Annotated in this window: 18 protein-coding genes; 13 read left to right on the top strand and 5 right to left on the bottom strand. The window is 42.1% G+C overall.

Features of this window, described 5'->3' with window-relative positions:
• The first annotated feature begins 6 nt into the window (after positions 1-6).
• Positions 7-2163, top strand: a complete 2157-nt coding sequence (relA, locus tag ABWV72_RS03705) for a GTP diphosphokinase (RefSeq protein WP_353368783.1) — start codon at positions 7-9, stop codon at positions 2161-2163.
• The gene (gene mazG / locus ABWV72_RS03700) at positions 2141-2977 is read left to right on the top strand and encodes a nucleoside triphosphate pyrophosphohydrolase (RefSeq protein WP_353368781.1); all 837 of its coding nucleotides are present in this window, start codon (positions 2141-2143) and stop codon (positions 2975-2977) included. Before relA ends, mazG begins: the two co-directional genes overlap by 23 nt.
• Here mazG and ABWV72_RS03695 read toward each other — a convergent pair.
• Positions 2966-5059: a trypsin-like serine protease gene (locus ABWV72_RS03695; protein ID WP_342806960.1), complete on the bottom strand. Its 2094-nt coding sequence runs from the start codon at positions 5057-5059 to the stop codon at positions 2966-2968. The genes mazG and ABWV72_RS03695 overlap by 12 nt on opposite strands.
• A 486-nt stretch (positions 5060-5545) precedes the next feature.
• Between ABWV72_RS03695 and rplM the strand changes: the two genes are divergently transcribed.
• The 8 genes from rplM (at position 5546) to ABWV72_RS03655 (ending at position 11433) form a co-directional block, all read left to right on the top strand.
• A complete protein-coding gene (gene rplM, locus ABWV72_RS03690; RefSeq protein ID WP_216046920.1) occupies positions 5546-5974 on the top strand; it encodes a 50S ribosomal protein L13 in 429 nt (142 codons plus the stop codon).
• Between the two features lie 12 nt (positions 5975-5986).
• The gene (rpsI, locus tag ABWV72_RS03685; protein WP_353368778.1) at positions 5987-6379 is read left to right on the top strand and encodes a 30S ribosomal protein S9; all 393 of its coding nucleotides are present in this window, start codon (positions 5987-5989) and stop codon (positions 6377-6379) included.
• Between the two features lie 302 nt (positions 6380-6681).
• Positions 6682-7317 (top strand): ubiquinol-cytochrome c reductase iron-sulfur subunit, encoded by a 636-nt coding sequence (gene petA / locus ABWV72_RS03680; protein WP_216046919.1) that lies wholly within the window; start codon positions 6682-6684, stop codon positions 7315-7317.
• 1 nt (position 7318) lies between these two features.
• Positions 7319-8587: a cytochrome b gene (locus tag ABWV72_RS03675; RefSeq protein WP_216046918.1), complete on the top strand. Its 1269-nt coding sequence runs from the start codon at positions 7319-7321 to the stop codon at positions 8585-8587.
• Positions 8584-9318, top strand: coding sequence for a cytochrome c1 (locus ABWV72_RS03670; RefSeq protein ID WP_216046917.1), 735 nt, complete (start codon positions 8584-8586; stop codon positions 9316-9318). Before ABWV72_RS03675 ends, ABWV72_RS03670 begins: the two co-directional genes overlap by 4 nt.
• A gap of 152 nt (positions 9319-9470) precedes the next feature.
• A complete protein-coding gene (gene sspA, locus ABWV72_RS03665) occupies positions 9471-10103 on the top strand; it encodes a stringent starvation protein SspA (RefSeq protein ID WP_342806964.1) in 633 nt (210 codons plus the stop codon).
• 22 nt (positions 10104-10125) lie between these two features.
• Positions 10126-10533, top strand: a complete 408-nt coding sequence (locus ABWV72_RS03660) for a ClpXP protease specificity-enhancing factor (RefSeq protein ID WP_216046959.1) — start codon at positions 10126-10128, stop codon at positions 10531-10533.
• Positions 10534-10611: 78 nt separating this feature from the next.
• Positions 10612-11433: a DUF2989 domain-containing protein gene (locus ABWV72_RS03655; protein WP_342806966.1), complete on the top strand. Its 822-nt coding sequence runs from the start codon at positions 10612-10614 to the stop codon at positions 11431-11433.
• A gap of 43 nt (positions 11434-11476) precedes the next feature.
• On the opposite strand, the gene ABWV72_RS03650 is transcribed toward ABWV72_RS03655, so the two are convergent.
• The 4 genes from ABWV72_RS03650 to ABWV72_RS03635 are packed head-to-tail and all read right to left on the bottom strand — an operon-like array spanning position 11477 to position 14985.
• Complete coding sequence (locus tag ABWV72_RS03650; protein WP_353368775.1) at positions 11477-12052, bottom strand: BON domain-containing protein; 576 nt, start codon at positions 12050-12052, stop codon at positions 11477-11479.
• Between the two features lie 4 nt (positions 12053-12056).
• Positions 12057-12650, bottom strand: a complete 594-nt coding sequence (locus ABWV72_RS03645; RefSeq protein WP_216046913.1) for a phosphoheptose isomerase — start codon at positions 12648-12650, stop codon at positions 12057-12059.
• Between the two features lie 45 nt (positions 12651-12695).
• Positions 12696-13055, bottom strand: coding sequence for a YraN family protein (locus ABWV72_RS03640; RefSeq protein WP_252728771.1), 360 nt, complete (start codon positions 13053-13055; stop codon positions 12696-12698).
• Positions 13042-14985, bottom strand: coding sequence for a penicillin-binding protein activator (locus ABWV72_RS03635; RefSeq protein WP_353368772.1), 1944 nt, complete (start codon positions 14983-14985; stop codon positions 13042-13044). Before ABWV72_RS03635 ends, ABWV72_RS03640 begins: the two co-directional genes overlap by 14 nt.
• A gap of 85 nt (positions 14986-15070) precedes the next feature.
• Here ABWV72_RS03635 and rsmI point away from each other — a divergent pair, with 85 nt between their 5' ends.
• The 3 genes from rsmI to ABWV72_RS03620 are packed head-to-tail and all read left to right on the top strand — an operon-like array spanning position 15071 to position 17817.
• Complete coding sequence (gene rsmI, locus ABWV72_RS03630) at positions 15071-15910, top strand: 16S rRNA (cytidine(1402)-2'-O)-methyltransferase (protein WP_216046910.1); 840 nt, start codon at positions 15071-15073, stop codon at positions 15908-15910.
• Positions 15903-16952: an FAD:protein FMN transferase gene (locus tag ABWV72_RS03625; protein ID WP_353368770.1), complete on the top strand. Its 1050-nt coding sequence runs from the start codon at positions 15903-15905 to the stop codon at positions 16950-16952. Before rsmI ends, ABWV72_RS03625 begins: the two co-directional genes overlap by 8 nt.
• Entirely contained in the window at positions 16939-17817 is an 879-nt protein-coding gene (locus tag ABWV72_RS03620; protein ID WP_353368768.1) for a DMT family transporter, read from the top strand. The genes ABWV72_RS03625 and ABWV72_RS03620 overlap by 14 nt, the downstream gene beginning before the upstream one ends.
• The last annotated feature ends 19 nt before the right edge of the window (positions 17818-17836 follow it).

The raw sequence follows: 17836 nt of genomic DNA, 5'->3' as shown, positions 1-17836 counted from the left end.
ATTATTATGGTTTCTATCCGAACAGTTCATCAACCAGAACGACCTACATTTGATAAATGGCTTGATTGCCTGAACCTGTCGGAGAGCACCAAACAAAAACTACGAGACACATCTGAATCACCGGAAATCTTGCTTGTTGGCCAAGAAATGGTGGAAATTCTACATGAATTAAATATGGATGATGAAACGCTTCAAGCGTCTTTAGTCTATCCATATTGTGAAGTGCATGGTTTAGATGATGATCAAATCGAAGAAGAGTTTGGCAAGGGCGTGCGTCACTTAATCAGTGGTGTGCGTCGTATGGATGCGATTAAGACCTTACATAGCCGCAGTAGTAAAAAGGCTGATGAAGCGCAAATAGACAATATCCGGCGCATGTTGCTAGCCATGGTCGAAGATGTTCGCACGGTATTAATCAAATTAGCTGAGCGAATTTGTACGCTTCAGAAAATGAAAAAAGCGGATGAAGAAACCCGTGTCATTGTTGCGCGCGAGTGTTCAACTATCTACGCTCCCCTTGCTAATCGGTTAGGAATTGGTCAGCTTAAGTGGGAGATAGAAGATCTATCGTTTCGTTATTTACACCCAGAAACATACAAACAAATTGCTAAATTATTAGATGAAAAGCGTACAGACAGGCAGCAATATATCGAAGAGTTTGTTACCAATTTACAAACTGAAATGGATAATGCCAATATCAAAGTTAAAGTCTACGGCCGGCCAAAACACATTTACAGTATATGGAAGAAGATGCAGAAAAAGCATTTGTCTTTCGAACAACTGTTTGATATTCGAGCGGTCCGAATCATCGCAGAAAGACTGCAAGATTGTTATAGCGCATTGGGTATAGTCCATTCTTTGTTTAAACATATTCCCAATGAATTCGATGACTATATTGCCACTCCTAAACCTAATGGATATCAATCAATACATACCGTGGTAAGAGGGCCAGAAGAACGCCCAGTTGAAATTCAGATCCGTACTGAGCAAATGCATCAGGATGCCGAGTTGGGTGTTGCAGCCCATTGGAAATACAAGGAAGGGGTAAGTTCAGAGCGCTCAGCTTACGAAGATAAAATTAATTGGTTGCGTAAAATTCTGTTATGGCAAGAAGAAGTCGCAGAATCAGGCGATTTGGTGGAGGAGTTACGCAGTCAGGTTTTCGATGACAGGGTTTATGTCTTTACCCCTAAGGGTGATGTTATTGATTTGCCGCTGGGTTCAACTCCATTAGATTTTGCATATTACATCCATAGCAATGTAGGTCACCGCTGTAATGGTGCCAAAGTAAATGGCCGTATTGTTACCTTTACTTATCAATTGCAAACTGGCGATCAGGTTGAAGTATTGACCGGTAAGAATTTAAATCCTAGTCGTGACTGGATGCACCCTAGTTTGGGTTACGTGCATTCTTCAAGAGCACGAGCAAAAATTCATACTTGGTTTAAAAAACAAGACAAAGAGAAAAACCTACAAGCCGGAAAAGAACTGCTAGACCGTGAACTCTCCAAAGCTAATTTGGTTTTGAAAGATGCCGCTAAGGCGTGTGAACGATTCAATGTGAATCAGGTTGAAGATTTATACGCTGCCATTGGGGGGGGGGATCTGCGCATTATGCAGGTGGTTAATTATTTACAACAATTAGACGCGCCACCACCGGAAATCGATCCTCGCGTTAAAACCACTCAAAGTAAACCTGCAAAAGGTACCACGGATACCATAGTCGTGGAGGGGGTTGGCAATCTCATGAGTCAAATTGCTAAGTGTTGTCAGCCATTACCCGGGGATTCAATACAAGGCTATATCACTATGGGACGAGGTATTAGCGTGCATCGAGAAAATTGTGATCAGCTAAGCCATTTGTTAGACCAACATCCTGAACGGGAAATAGAAGTAAACTGGGCGAATGATTTAAGAGGCAGCTTCCTAACCGACTTAGATGTTCACACTTCTGACCGCGATGGCATTTTACGCGATATTACTACTGTGTTGGCCAACGACAAGGTCACTTTGTTGGGAGTTAACAGCTTAAGTAACACTAAAGACCAAACAGCTAAAATCAAGATATCTCTGGAAGTTAAAGATCTTGCTAGTTTGTCTAGAACCATTGCCAGATTGCAACAAGTTAAAGGAGTCACTGATGTCGTCAGGCTCGACAAGTGAGTCAGGTGGACTAAGCCATTATCCACAAGTAGAGCGCTTGCTTAGCATCATGGCACGCCTGCGTGATCCTGAAAATGGTTGTCCGTGGGACAAACAGCAAAGTTTTGAAACTATAGTGCCTTTTACCATCGAAGAAGCCTATGAAGTTGCTGATGCAATAGAACATGGCAGCATGCAGGATATTCAAGAAGAACTGGGCGATTTGTTATTTCAAGTAGTGTTTTATGCGCAATTGGGGAAAGAGCAACAAGCGTTTGATTTTGAAGGGATAGCGCAAACAATCTGCGATAAGCTTATACGTCGTCACCCCCATGTATTTGCCGAGCAACAACAGACTTCAGTAGAACAAGTAAGCCTGACTTGGGATGCGATTAAACAGCAGGAACGAGTACAAAAGGGGGGGCATCCACAAGCCAGTATTTTGGATAATATTCCAATCGGAATGTCGCCATTGATGCGAGCGCAAAAAATCCAAAAAGAGTGTGCCAAAGTGGGATTTGATTGGCCTGATGTTGCTCCTGTGGTTGATAAAGTGGAAGAAGAGATCGCTGAGGTAATGGAAGAGGTGAAGCAAGATCCCCAGGATCATCAACGTATTGAAGAAGAAATGGGCGATTTGTTGTTTGCGGTGGTGAATCTATCTAGACATTTAAAGGTGAACCCTGAAACAGCACTTAGAAAAGCCAATCGAAAATTTGCTGGGCGCTTTGCCAAAGTAGAGCAACATTTTGCTGCACAAAAAACCGATCTCAGTGATGCTACCCTAAGCCAGATGGAAGCCATCTGGCAAAAGGTTAAACATTTAGAAGGTTAGTTTTCGCGCGCCTAAACCAGCAAGTAATAGCAGTAGCAACCAAGTCATAGAACCACCCCCTCCAGAACTACTATCAGTTGGAGTCGTTGGGTTGCTAACTGGCGTTGTCGGAGTGAATACAAAGTTACGCACTTTCCCTTGGTCGTCGCCTTCTGAAACACTCAAGTCTTTGCGATAGGATATTTCTATTAAGTGATTACCTTCAGCAAGCGATATGCTCTGAGTCGTAAAATCCACTTCACCGGAAATAAATTCTTGTTCTTCACCATTTACCAGCAGATAAAGAGCGTCAAAAGGCTCTGTTGGTTCATCTTCGTTTTCTTCTGATGAAACTGCCCACTCAAAATTCAATGTGCCTTCGCCTTCAATCAGGGCGATCAAAATACTCTCTTGATTACTTGAAATATTGCCACTTACAATACCTCCCAAAGAGCTACTTCGCCAAGCCGCGTCGCCACCACTGTATATCGTCACTGCTGCGTTTGCTGTGCCTATTGAACTAGCCAAATTAGTAGCTTGGTCAACCGCATAACCTTGAATACTAATATTGCTAGTGGGAATATCTTGTACATCAGATGTAATCGAAATTGTAGCTGACTTAAGCCCTTGAGATTGTGCATTAAAGGTGAGCAAAAGCTGACAGCTCTGTTGTGCCGTTAAGCTCGTGCATTGACTGCTATCGATACTAAAGTCGTTGCTATTAGACAGGCTAATAGTTGGCATAATCGTACTGTTCGAATTATTAGTCACTGTATATTGCTGTACAAAATTTACGTTGACTGGTGTGTTGGTGATCTTCGCTTCTCCTGTAATACCAACGCCATAGCGAGTGGCGTTAATGAAGCCGAGCAAAGCGCCGACTCTGGCATATACACCAGGATAACCTTCAGCTGCACAGCCTATGCCCCAGCTGGTGATACCCACTTGCATGGGGCCTGAACTCGTTTCAACAAACAAAGGCCCGCCACTATCGCCTTGACAGGCACTTGCTCCACCTGAATCCAGTGCTGCACATATCATTTGCTCGGTAATACCAGTAGCTGATTGACTTACCCCTTGTGAATTAGCTAATTCACTGCGACATTGGGTATTGGTGAGCAGGGGAAGTTCCACTTCTTGCAGTATATCTGGGAAGTTGCCAGTAGGTCCCTCGTTCGGCAGGTAACCGGTGCGGCCACCCCAACCAATAGATGTCGCAATCGTATTCTCGATAGCGAGTTGGTCTGTGGTGCTTGAGTCTGCAAGTTGAATAGCCGTGTTTTCAAGACTCTGCTCTAATTCTATCAGCGCCACATCGTTATCGAAGGTTTCTGAATCATAATTAGGATGGGAATAAATCCGCTTAATGGCTAATGCTTGATCTGCACCATCTCTGAGATCGTATTCACCAACGTTAACTCTGTATTGATCTGCAAATTCAGAGTCTACACAATGGGCTGCGGTTAATACCCATTGCTCACCTAAAAATGTTGCTCCGCAAACGACATCTTGAACCGAACCTTGCAAAGTCGTAACAGCAATGCTGGCGGTGGCATTTTCTAATTGGATGAGTGCTTGTCCGTCTTCTTGAGTAATACCCACAATTGGGATGCTGCCATTGAAGTCGTCGCCCAGTGTTCCTGATTCTAAGGGCCCATCGACGTTGTTATAGATAATCGCGCCAATTCCACCACCGGATTCACAATTGAGCGCTTTTTCGGAAAAATTAATTTCACCACGTTCGATTAAACAAATATTATTTGTTACGCCTTGGCATTGTGCATCGCCGATACCACAGTCGACTATAATACCTGTCGCTTCGCCGTCTGGTCCAAATCCGAATGGATCAGATTGATAAGCAGTATTATTTACCGTAACCGTAGTTTCCACTTCTGTACCCACTACCACTAATGCCGACATAAAGGGATACTCTCCCTCATCAGCAGATGAGCCTCCAACAATCAGAGGGGTAATAGCCGAGTCTTTTTTTTCGCTACTTTGCTGTTTGCTCAACGCTATTTGCTCTGAACGTAAACTGGTAGCAGAGGCTAAGTTAAATTGTATGGCTGTAACAACCAACAAAAACCACTTAATATACTTCATCTAACTGACTCCAATAGAAAATTGTATTCGCGCATAACAGACAAATGATATCCCAGACAGTGCGCGTTATGACCATAAAAATGACCTATGGTTTACATTGTTGGGCAATATATCTCAAACAAGGCTAATTAACTAATTTAGTGTTTTCAGGTATCTCAACTTGATACGGCTGTAATAAATACCAATATTTTCGCTGCAACTTGCCTTTACAATGGATCAAGTTAGATGAATAGAATATGAATTGATTGGCTTAATTGCCTAAAAAACTTGCAATATACTCTCGCGTTTTATGAAAACTTCTGTATAATTCGCGCCCTGCCCAGTTACGCCCACTTTGGGAAAGTGGAAGAATCAATCGACTCGAAGGGGTCAATATGTTGATTTAAGAGGTTTTCTGGATTGTTGAATATAAGATGTTAAACATCGGATATTTGGCTAGAGCAGAAAATTAACCAGTAACAATTTATATATTTCGGGTATTTTAAAATGAAAACTTTTGTTGCAAAACCAGAGACGGTAAAACGCGACTGGTATGTGGTTGACGCCGCAGACAAAACACTAGGCCGTTTGGCCACAGAGATCGCGATACGTTTACGCGGTAAGCATAAGCCAGAGTACACACCTCATGTTGACACTGGTGATTACATTATCGTAATCAATGCTGAAAAAGTAACTGTTACTGGCCGTAAGGCACAGAACAAAATCTATTATTCCTACACTGGTTACCCAGGTGGATTGAAAGATACAACATTTGAGAAACTTCAAGCTCACAAGCCTGAAATGATCATTGAGAAAGCGGTAAAAGGTATGTTGCCTAAAGGTCCTCTTGGACGTGCTATGTTCCGCAAAATGAAAGTGTACGCTGGTACTGAGCATTCACATGCTGCTCAACAGCCTCAAGTTCTAGACATTTAAGGAGCGAGAAAAATGGCAGATACTCAATACTACGGCACTGGCCGTCGCAAAAGCTCTACCGCTCGTGTTTTTCTACGTCCAGGTAGTGGCAACATTTTAGTTAACAAACGTCCTTTGGATGTTTTCTTCGGTCGTGAAACAGCACGCATGGTTGTTCGTCAGCCACTTGAGCTAGTTGAAATGACTGATAAATTTGACCTATACGTCACCGTAGCCGGTGGTGGTATTAGTGGTCAAGCTGGCGCAATCCGTCACGGTATTACTCGTGCTTTGATGGAATATGACGAAACACTTCGTCCAGCTCTTCGTAAAGCCGGGTTCGTAACTCGTGATGCACGTAAAGTTGAACGTAAGAAAGTGGGTCTTCATAAAGCGCGTAAGCGTCCTCAATACTCAAAACGTTAATTTTTACGTTACGAATATTTCAAAAAACCCAGCAACGCTGGGTTTTTTATTGTTAAAAATTTGATGTTTTTATGTCTATTAAATTTGATTGAGTTGTCCTAAGACAAATTAATCCCACAAAACATAGGTTTATTTACTTAATTCCTTGTCTTTATTAGGGGTTTTCTTTTATCATTTCATGTTAATAGATAAATTCAACAAAACCGTAATTTCTTGTGACAGTTAGCTGCTAGCAAATCGCTATCGGAACCAACTAGTTATGTTCAAGAAGTATCACTAAATCCGAACTTGGAGAAGAGTGGATGAGCAATGTGTCTGTCGATACAAATGATTCGTCAAAGAATGACAATCAGCCCCAAGACAACCCTAGACGCCGATTCCTCACTGTAGCTACATCAGTGGTGGGTGCAGCAGGCGTTGCAGGTGTCGCAGTACCTTTTATTGGTTCTTGGAACCCGAGTGAAAGGGCGAAAGCCGCTGGAGCTGATGTGCAAATTGACATTGGTAAAATTCAGCCGGGGCAAATGATCCGTGTTATCTGGAGAAGTAAACCAGTTTGGGTTGTAAGGCGGACGCCAGAACTGCTAGCTTCATTGGCAAAACACGAAGATATACTCAAAGATCCAGATTCTGAGCAAGAGCAACAACCAGCTTTTGCCAAAAATCGTTACCGTTCTCTGAAGGAAGAATACCTAATACTCGTGGGCATTTGTACGCATCTTGGATGCTCTCCACAGCATTTGGCTGACGGCGCATTTGCCGAATACGTTGAAGGCGTAGACGAGGGATTCTTCTGCCCTTGTCATGGTTCCAAATTTGATATGGCTGGCCGCGTGTTTGATGGAGTACCTGCACCACTGAATTTGGTTGTTCCGCCTTATCAGTATGTTGATGACAATACCGTTATTATCGGTTCAGAAGCCGAGGGGGCAGCATAAGATGTTTAAAAGTCTTTTAGATTGGATTGAATATCGTATTCCGATGATGCGCGTTGCTAACATGCACGCGATTCAATACCCTGCACCAAAAAATATGAATTTTTGGTATATATTTGGCTTCTTGGCCACAATTGTACTGATAAACCAAATTGTCACCGGTGTGTGGCTAACCATGAATTTTGTACCTTCATCTGAAGGTGCTTTTGCTTCTGTAGAATACATCATGCGTGATGTGCCTTACGGAGACGTACTTAGATACATGCACTCTACAGGGGCTTCGGCTTTCTTTATAGTGGTGTATTTGCACATGTTCCGCGGAATGATGTACGGCTCTTACCAAAAGCCTCGTGAACTACTGTGGTTGTTTGGTATGTTCATTTACCTTGCGCTAATGGCTGAAGCCTTCATGGGTTACGTACTTCCTTGGGGACAAATGTCCTACTGGGGGGCGCAGGTAATTGTATCCTTGTTTAGCGCTATCCCTGTGATTGGTCCAGACTTAGTTGAATGGATTCAAGGGGACTACGTTATCTCTGGTGCTACCCTCAATAGATTCTTCGCCTTGCATGTTATTGCATTGCCACTGGTCATCGTCATTCTAGTGTTCTTACACATAGTTGCGTTGCATGAAGTAGGTTCAAATAACCCTGATGGCGTTGAAGTTAAGCGCAAAAAAGGTTCATTGACTGAAGATCAAAAAACCAAATTTGAAATGCACGAATACTACACTAAAAAATACGACATCATTGATGACGTAGTACCTTTCTTCCCACATATTGTGTTGAAAGACATGGTTGCATTTGCTGCATTCTTATTTATCTTCTGTTACATCATGTTCTTCGCACCTGGAATGGGTGGGTACTTCCTAGAACATCCTAACTTTGAAATTGCTAACCCGTTGAAAACTCCTGAACATATTTTCCCTGTTTGGTATTTCACACCCTTCTACGCAATCTTAAAAGCCGTTCCTGATAAGCTCGGTGGTGTTATCGGTATGTTCGCTGCAATCATTGCTTTGTTCTTACTACCTTGGATTGACCGCGGTAAAGTGAAATCTTGGCGTTATCGTTGTGGTTTACATCGCTGGAATCTATTGGTCTTTGCAGCCGTGTTTATCTTCTTAGGTTACTTAGGTGGTACACCACAAGAAAATTGGAAAATAATTGCGTCTCGAATCGCAACTATCATGTACTTTGGATTCTTCGTTTTAATGTTTATTTACAGCAGAAATGAGAATACTAAGCCGGTACCAGAGAGGATCACGAAATGAAAAAGTTTGTATTAGTGTTAACTTTATTGTTTTCGGGACTTGCTGGTGCAGCCGGTGGTGGAATCGAAAACGACCATATAGATATTGATTTGAACGACAAAGCAGCATTACAAAATGGTGCTAAGTTGTTCAATAACTACTGCTTAGGTTGTCATAACATGCAGTACCAACGTTATGAGCGCAGTTTCAAAGATTTAGGGATTCCTAATGAATTGGGACAGGAATATTTGCAGTTCACCGGTGAAAAAGTATCTGACCATATAAAAAGTGCTATTCCTGCTGAGAATGCCGCTAAATGGTTTGGCGCTCCACCACCTGACCTGACGCTAGTAGCGCGGGTGAGAGGTGCCGACTGGTTGTATACTTATTTGCGTACTTTCTACGTAGACGAAAGCAAAACCTTTGGGGTTAACAATAAGCGTTTCCCTGATGTAGGTATGCCTCACGTATTGCAAGAATTGCAAGGCACACCGCGTGAAACCCATGAAGAACGAATGATCGACGGTGAAATGAAAGAAGTTTACGTTGGCATTAAAACTGATGGTAATGGCGAGCTTAACGCTGAAGAATACGATAAGGCTGTGGGTGACTTAGTCCATTACCTTGTCTATGTTGGTGAGCCTGGTCGTTTGAATCTTGAAGCGACTGGTAGATGGGTTCTTGCCTTCATCGTTGTGTTGTTTATCTTTGTTTACTTACTTAAGAAAGAATATTGGCGTGATGTTCACTAATTCACCCAAAATTAAGGTATAATCCGAAAAGGGGCGAGTCTGCCCCTTTTTTTAATGAGTCTAATACCTTGGCGGTGTTAGGCAGCCAATCAATTTTGTGGTTTAAAACAAAGAATTGGTTGACCTGTTTTGTTGATTCTGGAGGATAGTTAATGGCTGTAGCCGCGAATAAACGTTCAATCATGACGTTGTTCTCAGACACAAGTGATATTTACAGTCACCAAGTGCGTATTGTACTTGCGGAAAAAGGAGTGGGTGTTGAAATCAGCTATACTGATCCAACCAACCTTCCTGAAGATTTACTTGATTTAAATCCCTATGGCACAGTGCCTACGCTGGTCGATAGAGAACTTGTTTTGTACAAGTCCCATATTATTATGGAATACTTGGATGAGCGTTTCCCACATCCTCCTCTTATGCCAGTTTATCCTGTTTCTCGCGGCCAAAGTCGTTTGATGATGCACCGTATAGAACAAGATTGGTATTCAGTAGCTGAAAAGATTCTTTCTGGTAAAGGTGATTTGGATGCAGCACGCAACGAATTGCGCGAAGCGTTACTTAGCCTAGCTCCATTATTTGCTGAAACTCCATTCTTTATGAGCGAAGAGTTTAGTTTGGTTGACTGTTACTTAGCTCCGCTATTGTGGAGGTTGCCTGCACTTGGTATCGAATTAACCGGTGCTGGCAGTAAAGAAGTATTAGCCTATATGAATCGCATATTTGCTCGTAGCTCCTTTAAAGCTTCGTTGACTGATCAAGAAAGAGAGATACACGATCCACTATAAGTGGTTTAGGTAGCATATTATGATGACTTCAAATCAACCGTATTTGTTAAGAGCATTTTACGAATGGATCGTAGACAACGACTTAACACCTTATTTAGTTGTTGATGCAACTGTTCCTGGTACTAACGTGCCACAGGAGCATGTGCATGATGGACAAATTGTTCTTAATGTATCACCAGGTGCATGTGTTAAATTAAATCTCGGTGATGCAGATGTTAGTTTTGAAGCTCGCTTTGGTGGTGTTGCACGGCAATTAGTCGTGCCCACTCATGCTGTTTTGGCTATATATGCTAAAGAAAATGGTGCTGGTACAGTATTTACTCCTGAAGAAAATTTAACTGATGGAGATAAAGGCGGAGTCGCATCTAAACCTAAAGCGACACCTAAGCCTGAGAGAAAAGGACCACCCAATTTAACGGTTGTTAAATAATCAATAAGAGGCGCTGTTTAGCGCCTTTTTTGTCATTTAGTAAAATTAATCAGTTCAACATTTCTAGGAAAGGTATACATGCGTTATTGGCTCATTTTGGTAACTATTTTGATTACCGGTTGTGAAAATGATGGAGTAGCAGATGACTCCATGTGGCAAATTTGTGATACCTATAAAGATATCTGTGATAACACTCATTCCGGAGCCTTGTGTTCAATACCTCGCAGTGAAGTCATTCGAGATCTAGCGCGTCAACGTGAGCAACTTAGCTCTATCAATACTTATGTTGCCCTCAAAACCTTAGATGCGTATCGCAGTTGTCTGGAGGATGCTTTTGTTTCTGAAGCGGTGAGAAATAAAGATGACAAACAATCACAAATCATAACCATCAGAAAGATTCCCGAAATACAGAAGGAATTAATTGCCAGTACTCGCGCTATAGCTCGTCCTGAAGTCAATCTATGGTTATGGACAAACTCTCAGAATGACGACAACTGGGAGTCTATGGTAAATGGCTTTGAGACAGCTAAAGACGTTCACGTAGATGTTTATGTTGCGTTGATGACCCGATACGCTAAATACAACAAAGAACAAGGTCTAGAGTATGCTCGTCAAGCACTCAAAAAGGCAGACGTAATTAAAGATATTCAGCCGTCAGTATATGAATTTTATGTTGGCTACTATCTGGATAAAAATGAACTAGAGAAGGCCGCTATTTGGCAAGGTCTATACAGTGCTTTAGACAAAAGTAAAGCTGAGGTGAACGCGCATTATTTTAAATTATTTGAAAAAATGTCACCGTCTCAAATACGCGTTGCTCAGAGCAAAGTGAATGATTTATTATTCGACGCTAAATGGTTATATAAAGATATGGACTCGTTTCCCAAAAACTTACAGTGAGTAACCTTACACAGCGGTTCCCGAGTCCAATCTAAAAAGATACCTATTTGTATTCAAATGCTTTGATGACTCGGGCGACACCATTTACGTTTCTGGCCACTTCAACCGCGATATCCGCTTCGTTGCTATCGACTAAGCCCATTAAAAACACTTCAGAGTCTTCAACTTCGACAATGATATTTAATCCATCCACACGTTTATCGCCAATCAGGGCGGTTTTCACCTTGCTGGCTAACCAAGTGTCATTTGCTATCACTGTGGCGGGTATAGGCTCAGCAACGCGCATTTGATTATGAATTTTACGCAAATTCTCAACAGTTTGTGCGGTTGTAGAAATCTCTGCTTTGATTGATTCTGTTGGTGCTTGTCCTACCAATAAAGCGATGCCATTGAATACTGTTATGTCGATTTTGGCAGAATCTAAATTCGAATTATTAGAAAACTTGGATGCTAACCGTGCCGTGGCGGTTTTGTCATCTATTTGCGTGCCCAAAGTGCGTCTGTCATGGGCTGCTGAAGCTGCGCCCACACCTGCACCGACTACCAGCGCTGCACAGCCCTGCATAAACAATGAGGCCACAACCATTAGAATCAGTAAACGGGAAGACTTAGTCAACATTTAGTTACTCCGCGCCTTGCTCAGGAAACAAACTGTCATCAATACACTCACATAGATTGTGTATCACCAATAAGTGTACTTCTTGGATGCGAGCGGTACGACTAGATGGAACTCGAATTTCGACATCATTTGGGCCAAGTAATCCGGCCATTTCACCACCGTCTTTACCGGTTAGGGCTACTATGGTCATATCTCGACTCAACGCAGCTTCCATCGCATTGATGACATTTCTTGAATTACCACTGGTGGAAATTGCTAGTAAAATATCACCGGCTTGACCAAGGGCGCGAACTTGCTTGGAGAAGACTTCGTCATAACTGTAATCATTGGCGATAGAAGTGATGGTTGAAGAATCTGTGGTTAAAGCCATTGCAGGTAAACTTGGGCGGTCGCGTTCATAGCGGTTGAGAAGTTCTGATGAAAAGTGCTGTGCGTCTCCTGCTGAACCACCATTACCACAGGATAATATTTTATTGCCGTGAATTAATGCATCAACCATCATTTGCGACGCTTTAAAAATAGACTCTGGAAGTACTTCTCCTGCAGCGATTTTAGTCTGGATACTTTCAGTGAAATTAGCTTTTATTTGTTCAATCATGACAATCTCAATAGTGTTTTAAATAGAATTTCAATGGCGTTTCTTTCAGACCGACTTAAACCATTGGATTTGATCCCCGTCAATCGCAACTAAATCGATTCGATGCGCTACCATTGCGGGGTTTAGACGGTGAAAGTGCATAAAATGTTTCACTGCCTGCGTAAATTTTTTTCGTTTAGCAGCATGAAAATATTCCGCTGCCGTACCGTAGTCAGATCGACTCCGAAATTTCACTTCAACAAATACCCATTCTTGGTCATCTTGCATCACCAAATCTATTTCACCTGTGCGGCAGTGATAATTGCTTTGGAAAAATCGGAGTCCGTTTTCTTCCAAGTATTGGCGAGCTCGATTTTCAGACAGCAGCCCTGTTGTTCTGGAAAAGCGCTGCTTAATCCATTGCAAGCAAAATAACCTCGCTTTCGGTAATCTTTCCAAATGGCAGTACACGAATAATATTGCCATTTTGGTCTACTGAAAGGGTTCCTGTCAGGCCCTTAATAGAAACTTGTGGTAATGCTTTTAAACCGGGTAAGAAAGGTACCAGAGTATACGCATCATAACCTAATGCAAATAAACGTTTTAACGTGTCGTCTTGTTTAGGCCAAATTTCAGCAACTTCATTTTTAAGTGACTGGTGCGCGCCATCAGGCAACATCCAAGGCATGTCAGTAAATGTGATATTACGCAGATCTCGTAAGGTATTATTACTGAAGTTCTGACTATAACTCCGTGATGAAGCATATACGGGCACAGCTTTATCATTAAATGGACTTAAACTTGTTTCAACAATAGGGTTGAGTAATTCGGTTTGTTCTGGAGATGCAAATAATACTATGGCATCAACATCTCGACGGTTTCGTGGTACCGAATATATCTTCTCGCTTGTGATACTTTCCAACTGATCAATGCGGGTTTTACTTTGGGATACATCCAGCAAAGAGGTTAAGCTGGTTCGCATACTTTTATTATCGGTAAAAGTCGCTAATCCCGGTGACACATCATTGTCTTCGGTTAAAATTTGCCAAGTTTGCAGAAACGTATTGGCCATTCGCATAGGGGCACCGCTTTGCTGGGTTACCACTATTGGACTTACCGCTCCAGTTTTGAATACTTTGTTGGCCAGTTGCACCGCCTCATCTTCTGGTGATAATGCAAAGTAAATTCGAATCCCAGGAGGGGCTGCTTGCTCAGCTAGCGCTAATTTCTGATTTTCATCGATGGGCTGTGTATCTATTATTCCAGGTTCTGCGACTAAGTTTGTTTCGTCTAATCGGTTCAAGCCAATTATATTCAGTTCTGGAGGAGCAAGCTGACTGAACTCAGCCAATTTATCTTTTACTAGAGGACCGATAACCACATCATAATCAGAAACTTCTGCCACTAATTCTGACATTGGTTTACTTTCTATATCGAAAAAGTGTAGCGCTGGAAAAGCATCCTGAGAATCACTTGAAACAGATTTCTGTTTTAAATAGTAGGCGGCTAAGAGGCCTTGTTTTATGGCTTCTCCTTGTTGCGATAACCTGCCTGAAAGCGGCAGTAAGACTGCAATTTTTTGCATTTGTAATTGACTGATCTGCATGGCTTGCTGTATTTCAGCAGGCAAATTAAGGCTTAACGGGTGAGCTTGAAAACGTGTTTGCCATTCGGCTACGGCAGTTTGTAATTGCCCTTGTTGCAGACCAAAACGTTTAACAATCAAACTCAGTTGTAACCAAGCAGACAAATCTGCATGTTTGCGCAGTGCATTCTCTAACTCTTGTTCATTCAGTCTTTGCAGCAGATACCATATATCTTCACTTTGCTGTTGTTCTGTCGGTTCAATTTGATTCAAGGATAGTGCCGCATTTAGCCATTGTTTTAAATGCACAAACTGCGCATATTGGATACGAAGAGCGCGTTTCTTATGACTAATATCTTGATTTATTTGGCCTTGCAGTTTTGCGATTTTTTGCCAGTCAGTAGCGGGCTTAGATAACTCACATTCCGCTAAAATTATTTGACTTTGATTGCGTAGGGCTGGATCAGTAAATTCACGGATAGATAAATGTACAATTTTTTCACTTTGCAGACATGCGCCTTGCTGTTTATAAGATTCTGCGGCACGGATTATCCATTGATTACGCAGATTTTGGTCTCCGGTATTGGCATAAACACGTTTAGCTTCATCTAAATAAAAGATAGGATCTTGCGGTAGCGTGTTTTGTTCATCTTGCTTAACCAGATCTGTTGATTGATTATTGCTCGCCGTATCGTTCTTCACAGGTGTTGAACCACAACCAATTAATGCCGTGATCGCACTGCAAGCAACTAGCCATTTTAACTTACCCATCGATACTCTCAAAATTTTCCAACCCATTTACCTTTAGGTAGTTTAAAATGCCTAATGACGTAAAACAATCAAAGGCTGATTATAAGTGGTAAAAACTGGCACATTGTTCATTGTTTCAACACCAATTGGAAATTTGGATGATATTACGCACCGCGCAATCAAAGTATTAAATGAAGTGGATTTGATTGCCGCCGAAGATACTCGACATAGTCAAAAGCTGTTGCAGCATTGGGGAGTGAAGACCCGAATGACAGCAGTTCATGATCATAACGAAAAACAAATTTCTAATCGCTTGATAGAACAGTTGAAAGAAGGACTGAATGTCGCGTTGATTTCAGATGCAGGCACACCTTTAATTAGTGATCCTGGATATAACTTAGTCAATCGCTGTAGAGAGCAAGAGGTGACAGTAGTGCCTATCCCAGGCGTTTGTGCGGCTATTGCTGCCTTAAGTGCATCTGGGCTTCCCACAGATCAGTTTCTATTTTACGGATTTTTGCCTGTAAAGCAGGTCGCTAAACATAGCGTACTAGAACGTCTCAATAGCGAAACAGCAACCACTGTTTTTTACGAATCTCCCCGTCGTATTGCAGATACAGTAAAAGCTATAATTGAAGTCTTGGGTGAGGATCGTAAATTATCCATCGCCAAAGAAATCACTAAAACCTTCGAAACATTTTATTCTGCAAGTGCCGTTGAGGTCTTGGCGTGGCTTTTAGAAGATGCTAACCATCAGCGCGGAGAATTTGTGTTGATGGTTGCAGGCGCACCGAAAAACGATAACGAATTGCCAGCTGAAAGTTTGCAACTGCTCAAAATCTTATTGCAAGATTTACCCTTAAAAAAGGCAGCAGCACTTACAGCTCAGCATTTCGGTGTTAAAAAGAATGCACTTTATCAGTACGGTTTAACCTTGAATGAGTAAAGTGAAGGCGTTTTTTTCAACGCTAATAATCATTTTCCTTGGGACTAATTTATCCTTATCTATTAGTGTCTATGGGCAGTCAGCGACCCAGTTAGAAAAACCTGCTGGAAACGAGCAAGGCGCTTGGTACGCTGATAGTCGCGGGATTATGGGCACCAACATCCATACCGAAATTTGGGCCGCCTCCCCAGAGCTAGGACATGCAGCTGTGGATGCGGTAATGCAAGAAATGCAGCGTATAAATCAATTAATGAGCCCTTATATCGATAGCAGCGAATTGTCGAAAGTGAACCGCTTAGCGGCGAACACTCCAGTAGCTGTTTCTAAAGAAATGTTTGAATTATTGCAGTTATCTTATGGGCTTTCAGAGGAAACTGATGGGGCGTTTGACATTACTTTCGCCAGCGTGGGCTATTTGTATAACTATCGGCAAAAACAACGGCCCGATGCGCAGACAATAAAAACCTTGTTGGATGCTATTAATTTTCGTCACTTGCAGCTAGACCCACATAAACAAACTGTTAAGTTTGCGCACCCTAAAGTCAAAATAGATTTGGGGGGGATTGCCAAGGGCCACGCAGTTGATAATGCATTATCTATTTTAAAAAATATGGGTATTGAGCATGCTTTAGTAACAGCCGGCGGCGATACGGGGCTGCTAGGCGATCGCAATGGCCGTCCTTGGAAAGTGGGTATTCGTGACCCTCGAAATCGGCAAAAACAAGCAGTGGTTTTGCCTCTTGAAAATATCGCAATGTCCACCTCTGGTGATTATGAAAGATATTTTGAAGAGGATGGGAAACGCTATCATCACATTCTTTCTCCGCAAAGTGGGGAATCCATCTATGAAGTGCAGAGTGTGACTATCATAGGCCCCAGAAGCACGTTGAACGATGGTTTATCCACTGCTGTGTTTGTATTAGGCGTCAAAAAAGGCATAGATTTAATCAATCACACTCGCGGCTATGAAGCGATTATTTTAGATAATCAGCGACGTCTACATTATTCCCAATCATTTGAAGCCGTTAATGTTGCGAATTGATTCTGGGGTTTTTCTAGTCGTACTAGGTACTATTTTATTCTCCAGCAAAGCAATTATGATCAAATACCTCTATCAGCTGGGTATAGGTCCATTGGAGCTGCAAACACTGCGCATGTTGTTTGTCTTACCGTTTTATTTACTTATCCTAATGTGGTCGTTAAAACAAACGGGGTGGGGAACACTCAGTGCTAAGGAATTATTAGCTTGCTGTGCCGCGGGCGTTGCTTGTTATCATTTAGGCAGTTATTTTGATTTGCTGGGATTGCAATATATTACCGCCGGGTTAGAAAGAATCATTCTATTTTGTTATCCCGCAGTGGCCATCTTATTTGGTTGGTGGTTTTTAAATGAAAAGCCGGTCACTAAAATTTGGTTAGCATTAATCTTATCTTATGCTGGAATTTTGGTGTTTTTCTATGCCGACCTCTCGTTTGGTGGAGAAAACATTTACTGGGGTAGCTTTCTGGTTTTTCTTGCGAGTATTTTAACTGCTTGGTACTTAGTGGCTACCCAGCGTTTTTCTCGACAGATTGGTAGTCAGCGCTTTGTTTGCCTGGCTATGATATCTGCTTGTATTACACTGCTCATACATTCTTATGCCGCAGGTGTGGGAGATTTGTTGCACTACTCAACTGAGCTCTATATGGGGGGGGTAATTGTGGCGATCTTTATGACCTTGATTCCATCTTTTATGATCAGTGCTGGGGTTAAAAGAATAGGGGCAAGTAAAGCGTCTATCGTTGGCGCAGTGGGGCCTTTATTTACGATTATATTATCTAACCAGCTTTTGGATGAACCTGTCACCTCTTTGCATATCACCGGTTTGGTGTTGGTAATATTAGGAATGCGGCAACTCCAAACCTAATTGCCGCTGGTAATTCCCG

It is taken from the genome of Aliiglaciecola sp. NS0011-25 (assembly GCF_040370605.1).
Lineage (GTDB): Bacteria > Pseudomonadota > Gammaproteobacteria > Enterobacterales > Alteromonadaceae > Aliiglaciecola > Aliiglaciecola lipolytica_A.
This window is presented reverse-complemented; position numbering and strand designations above follow the sequence as displayed.

What these genes read in the sequence shown, in the direction of transcription:
- relA (WP_353368783.1), top strand. Translation starts at nt 7, where the DNA reads ATGGTTTCTATCCGAACAGTTCATCAACCAGAACGACCTACATTTGAT.
- mazG (WP_353368781.1), top strand. Translation starts at nt 2,141, where the DNA reads ATGTCGTCAGGCTCGACAAGTGAGTCAGGTGGACTAAGCCATTATCCA.
- ABWV72_RS03695 (WP_342806960.1), bottom strand. Translation starts at nt 5,059, where the DNA reads ATGAAGTATATTAAGTGGTTTTTGTTGGTTGTTACAGCCATACAATTT.
- rplM (WP_216046920.1), top strand. Translation starts at nt 5,546, where the DNA reads ATGAAAACTTTTGTTGCAAAACCAGAGACGGTAAAACGCGACTGGTAT.
- rpsI (WP_353368778.1), top strand. Translation starts at nt 5,987, where the DNA reads ATGGCAGATACTCAATACTACGGCACTGGCCGTCGCAAAAGCTCTACC.
- petA (WP_216046919.1), top strand. Translation starts at nt 6,682, where the DNA reads ATGAGCAATGTGTCTGTCGATACAAATGATTCGTCAAAGAATGACAAT.
- ABWV72_RS03675 (WP_216046918.1), top strand. Translation starts at nt 7,319, where the DNA reads ATGTTTAAAAGTCTTTTAGATTGGATTGAATATCGTATTCCGATGATG.
- ABWV72_RS03670 (WP_216046917.1), top strand. Translation starts at nt 8,584, where the DNA reads ATGAAAAAGTTTGTATTAGTGTTAACTTTATTGTTTTCGGGACTTGCT.
- sspA (WP_342806964.1), top strand. Translation starts at nt 9,471, where the DNA reads ATGGCTGTAGCCGCGAATAAACGTTCAATCATGACGTTGTTCTCAGAC.
- ABWV72_RS03660 (WP_216046959.1), top strand. Translation starts at nt 10,126, where the DNA reads ATGACTTCAAATCAACCGTATTTGTTAAGAGCATTTTACGAATGGATC.
- ABWV72_RS03655 (WP_342806966.1), top strand. Translation starts at nt 10,612, where the DNA reads ATGCGTTATTGGCTCATTTTGGTAACTATTTTGATTACCGGTTGTGAA.
- ABWV72_RS03650 (WP_353368775.1), bottom strand. Translation starts at nt 12,052, where the DNA reads ATGTTGACTAAGTCTTCCCGTTTACTGATTCTAATGGTTGTGGCCTCA.
- ABWV72_RS03645 (WP_216046913.1), bottom strand. Translation starts at nt 12,650, where the DNA reads ATGATTGAACAAATAAAAGCTAATTTCACTGAAAGTATCCAGACTAAA.
- ABWV72_RS03635 (WP_353368772.1), bottom strand. Translation starts at nt 14,985, where the DNA reads ATGGGTAAGTTAAAATGGCTAGTTGCTTGCAGTGCGATCACGGCATTA.
- ABWV72_RS03625 (WP_353368770.1), top strand. Translation starts at nt 15,903, where the DNA reads ATGAGTAAAGTGAAGGCGTTTTTTTCAACGCTAATAATCATTTTCCTT.
- ABWV72_RS03620 (WP_353368768.1), top strand. Translation starts at nt 16,939, where the DNA reads ATGTTGCGAATTGATTCTGGGGTTTTTCTAGTCGTACTAGGTACTATT.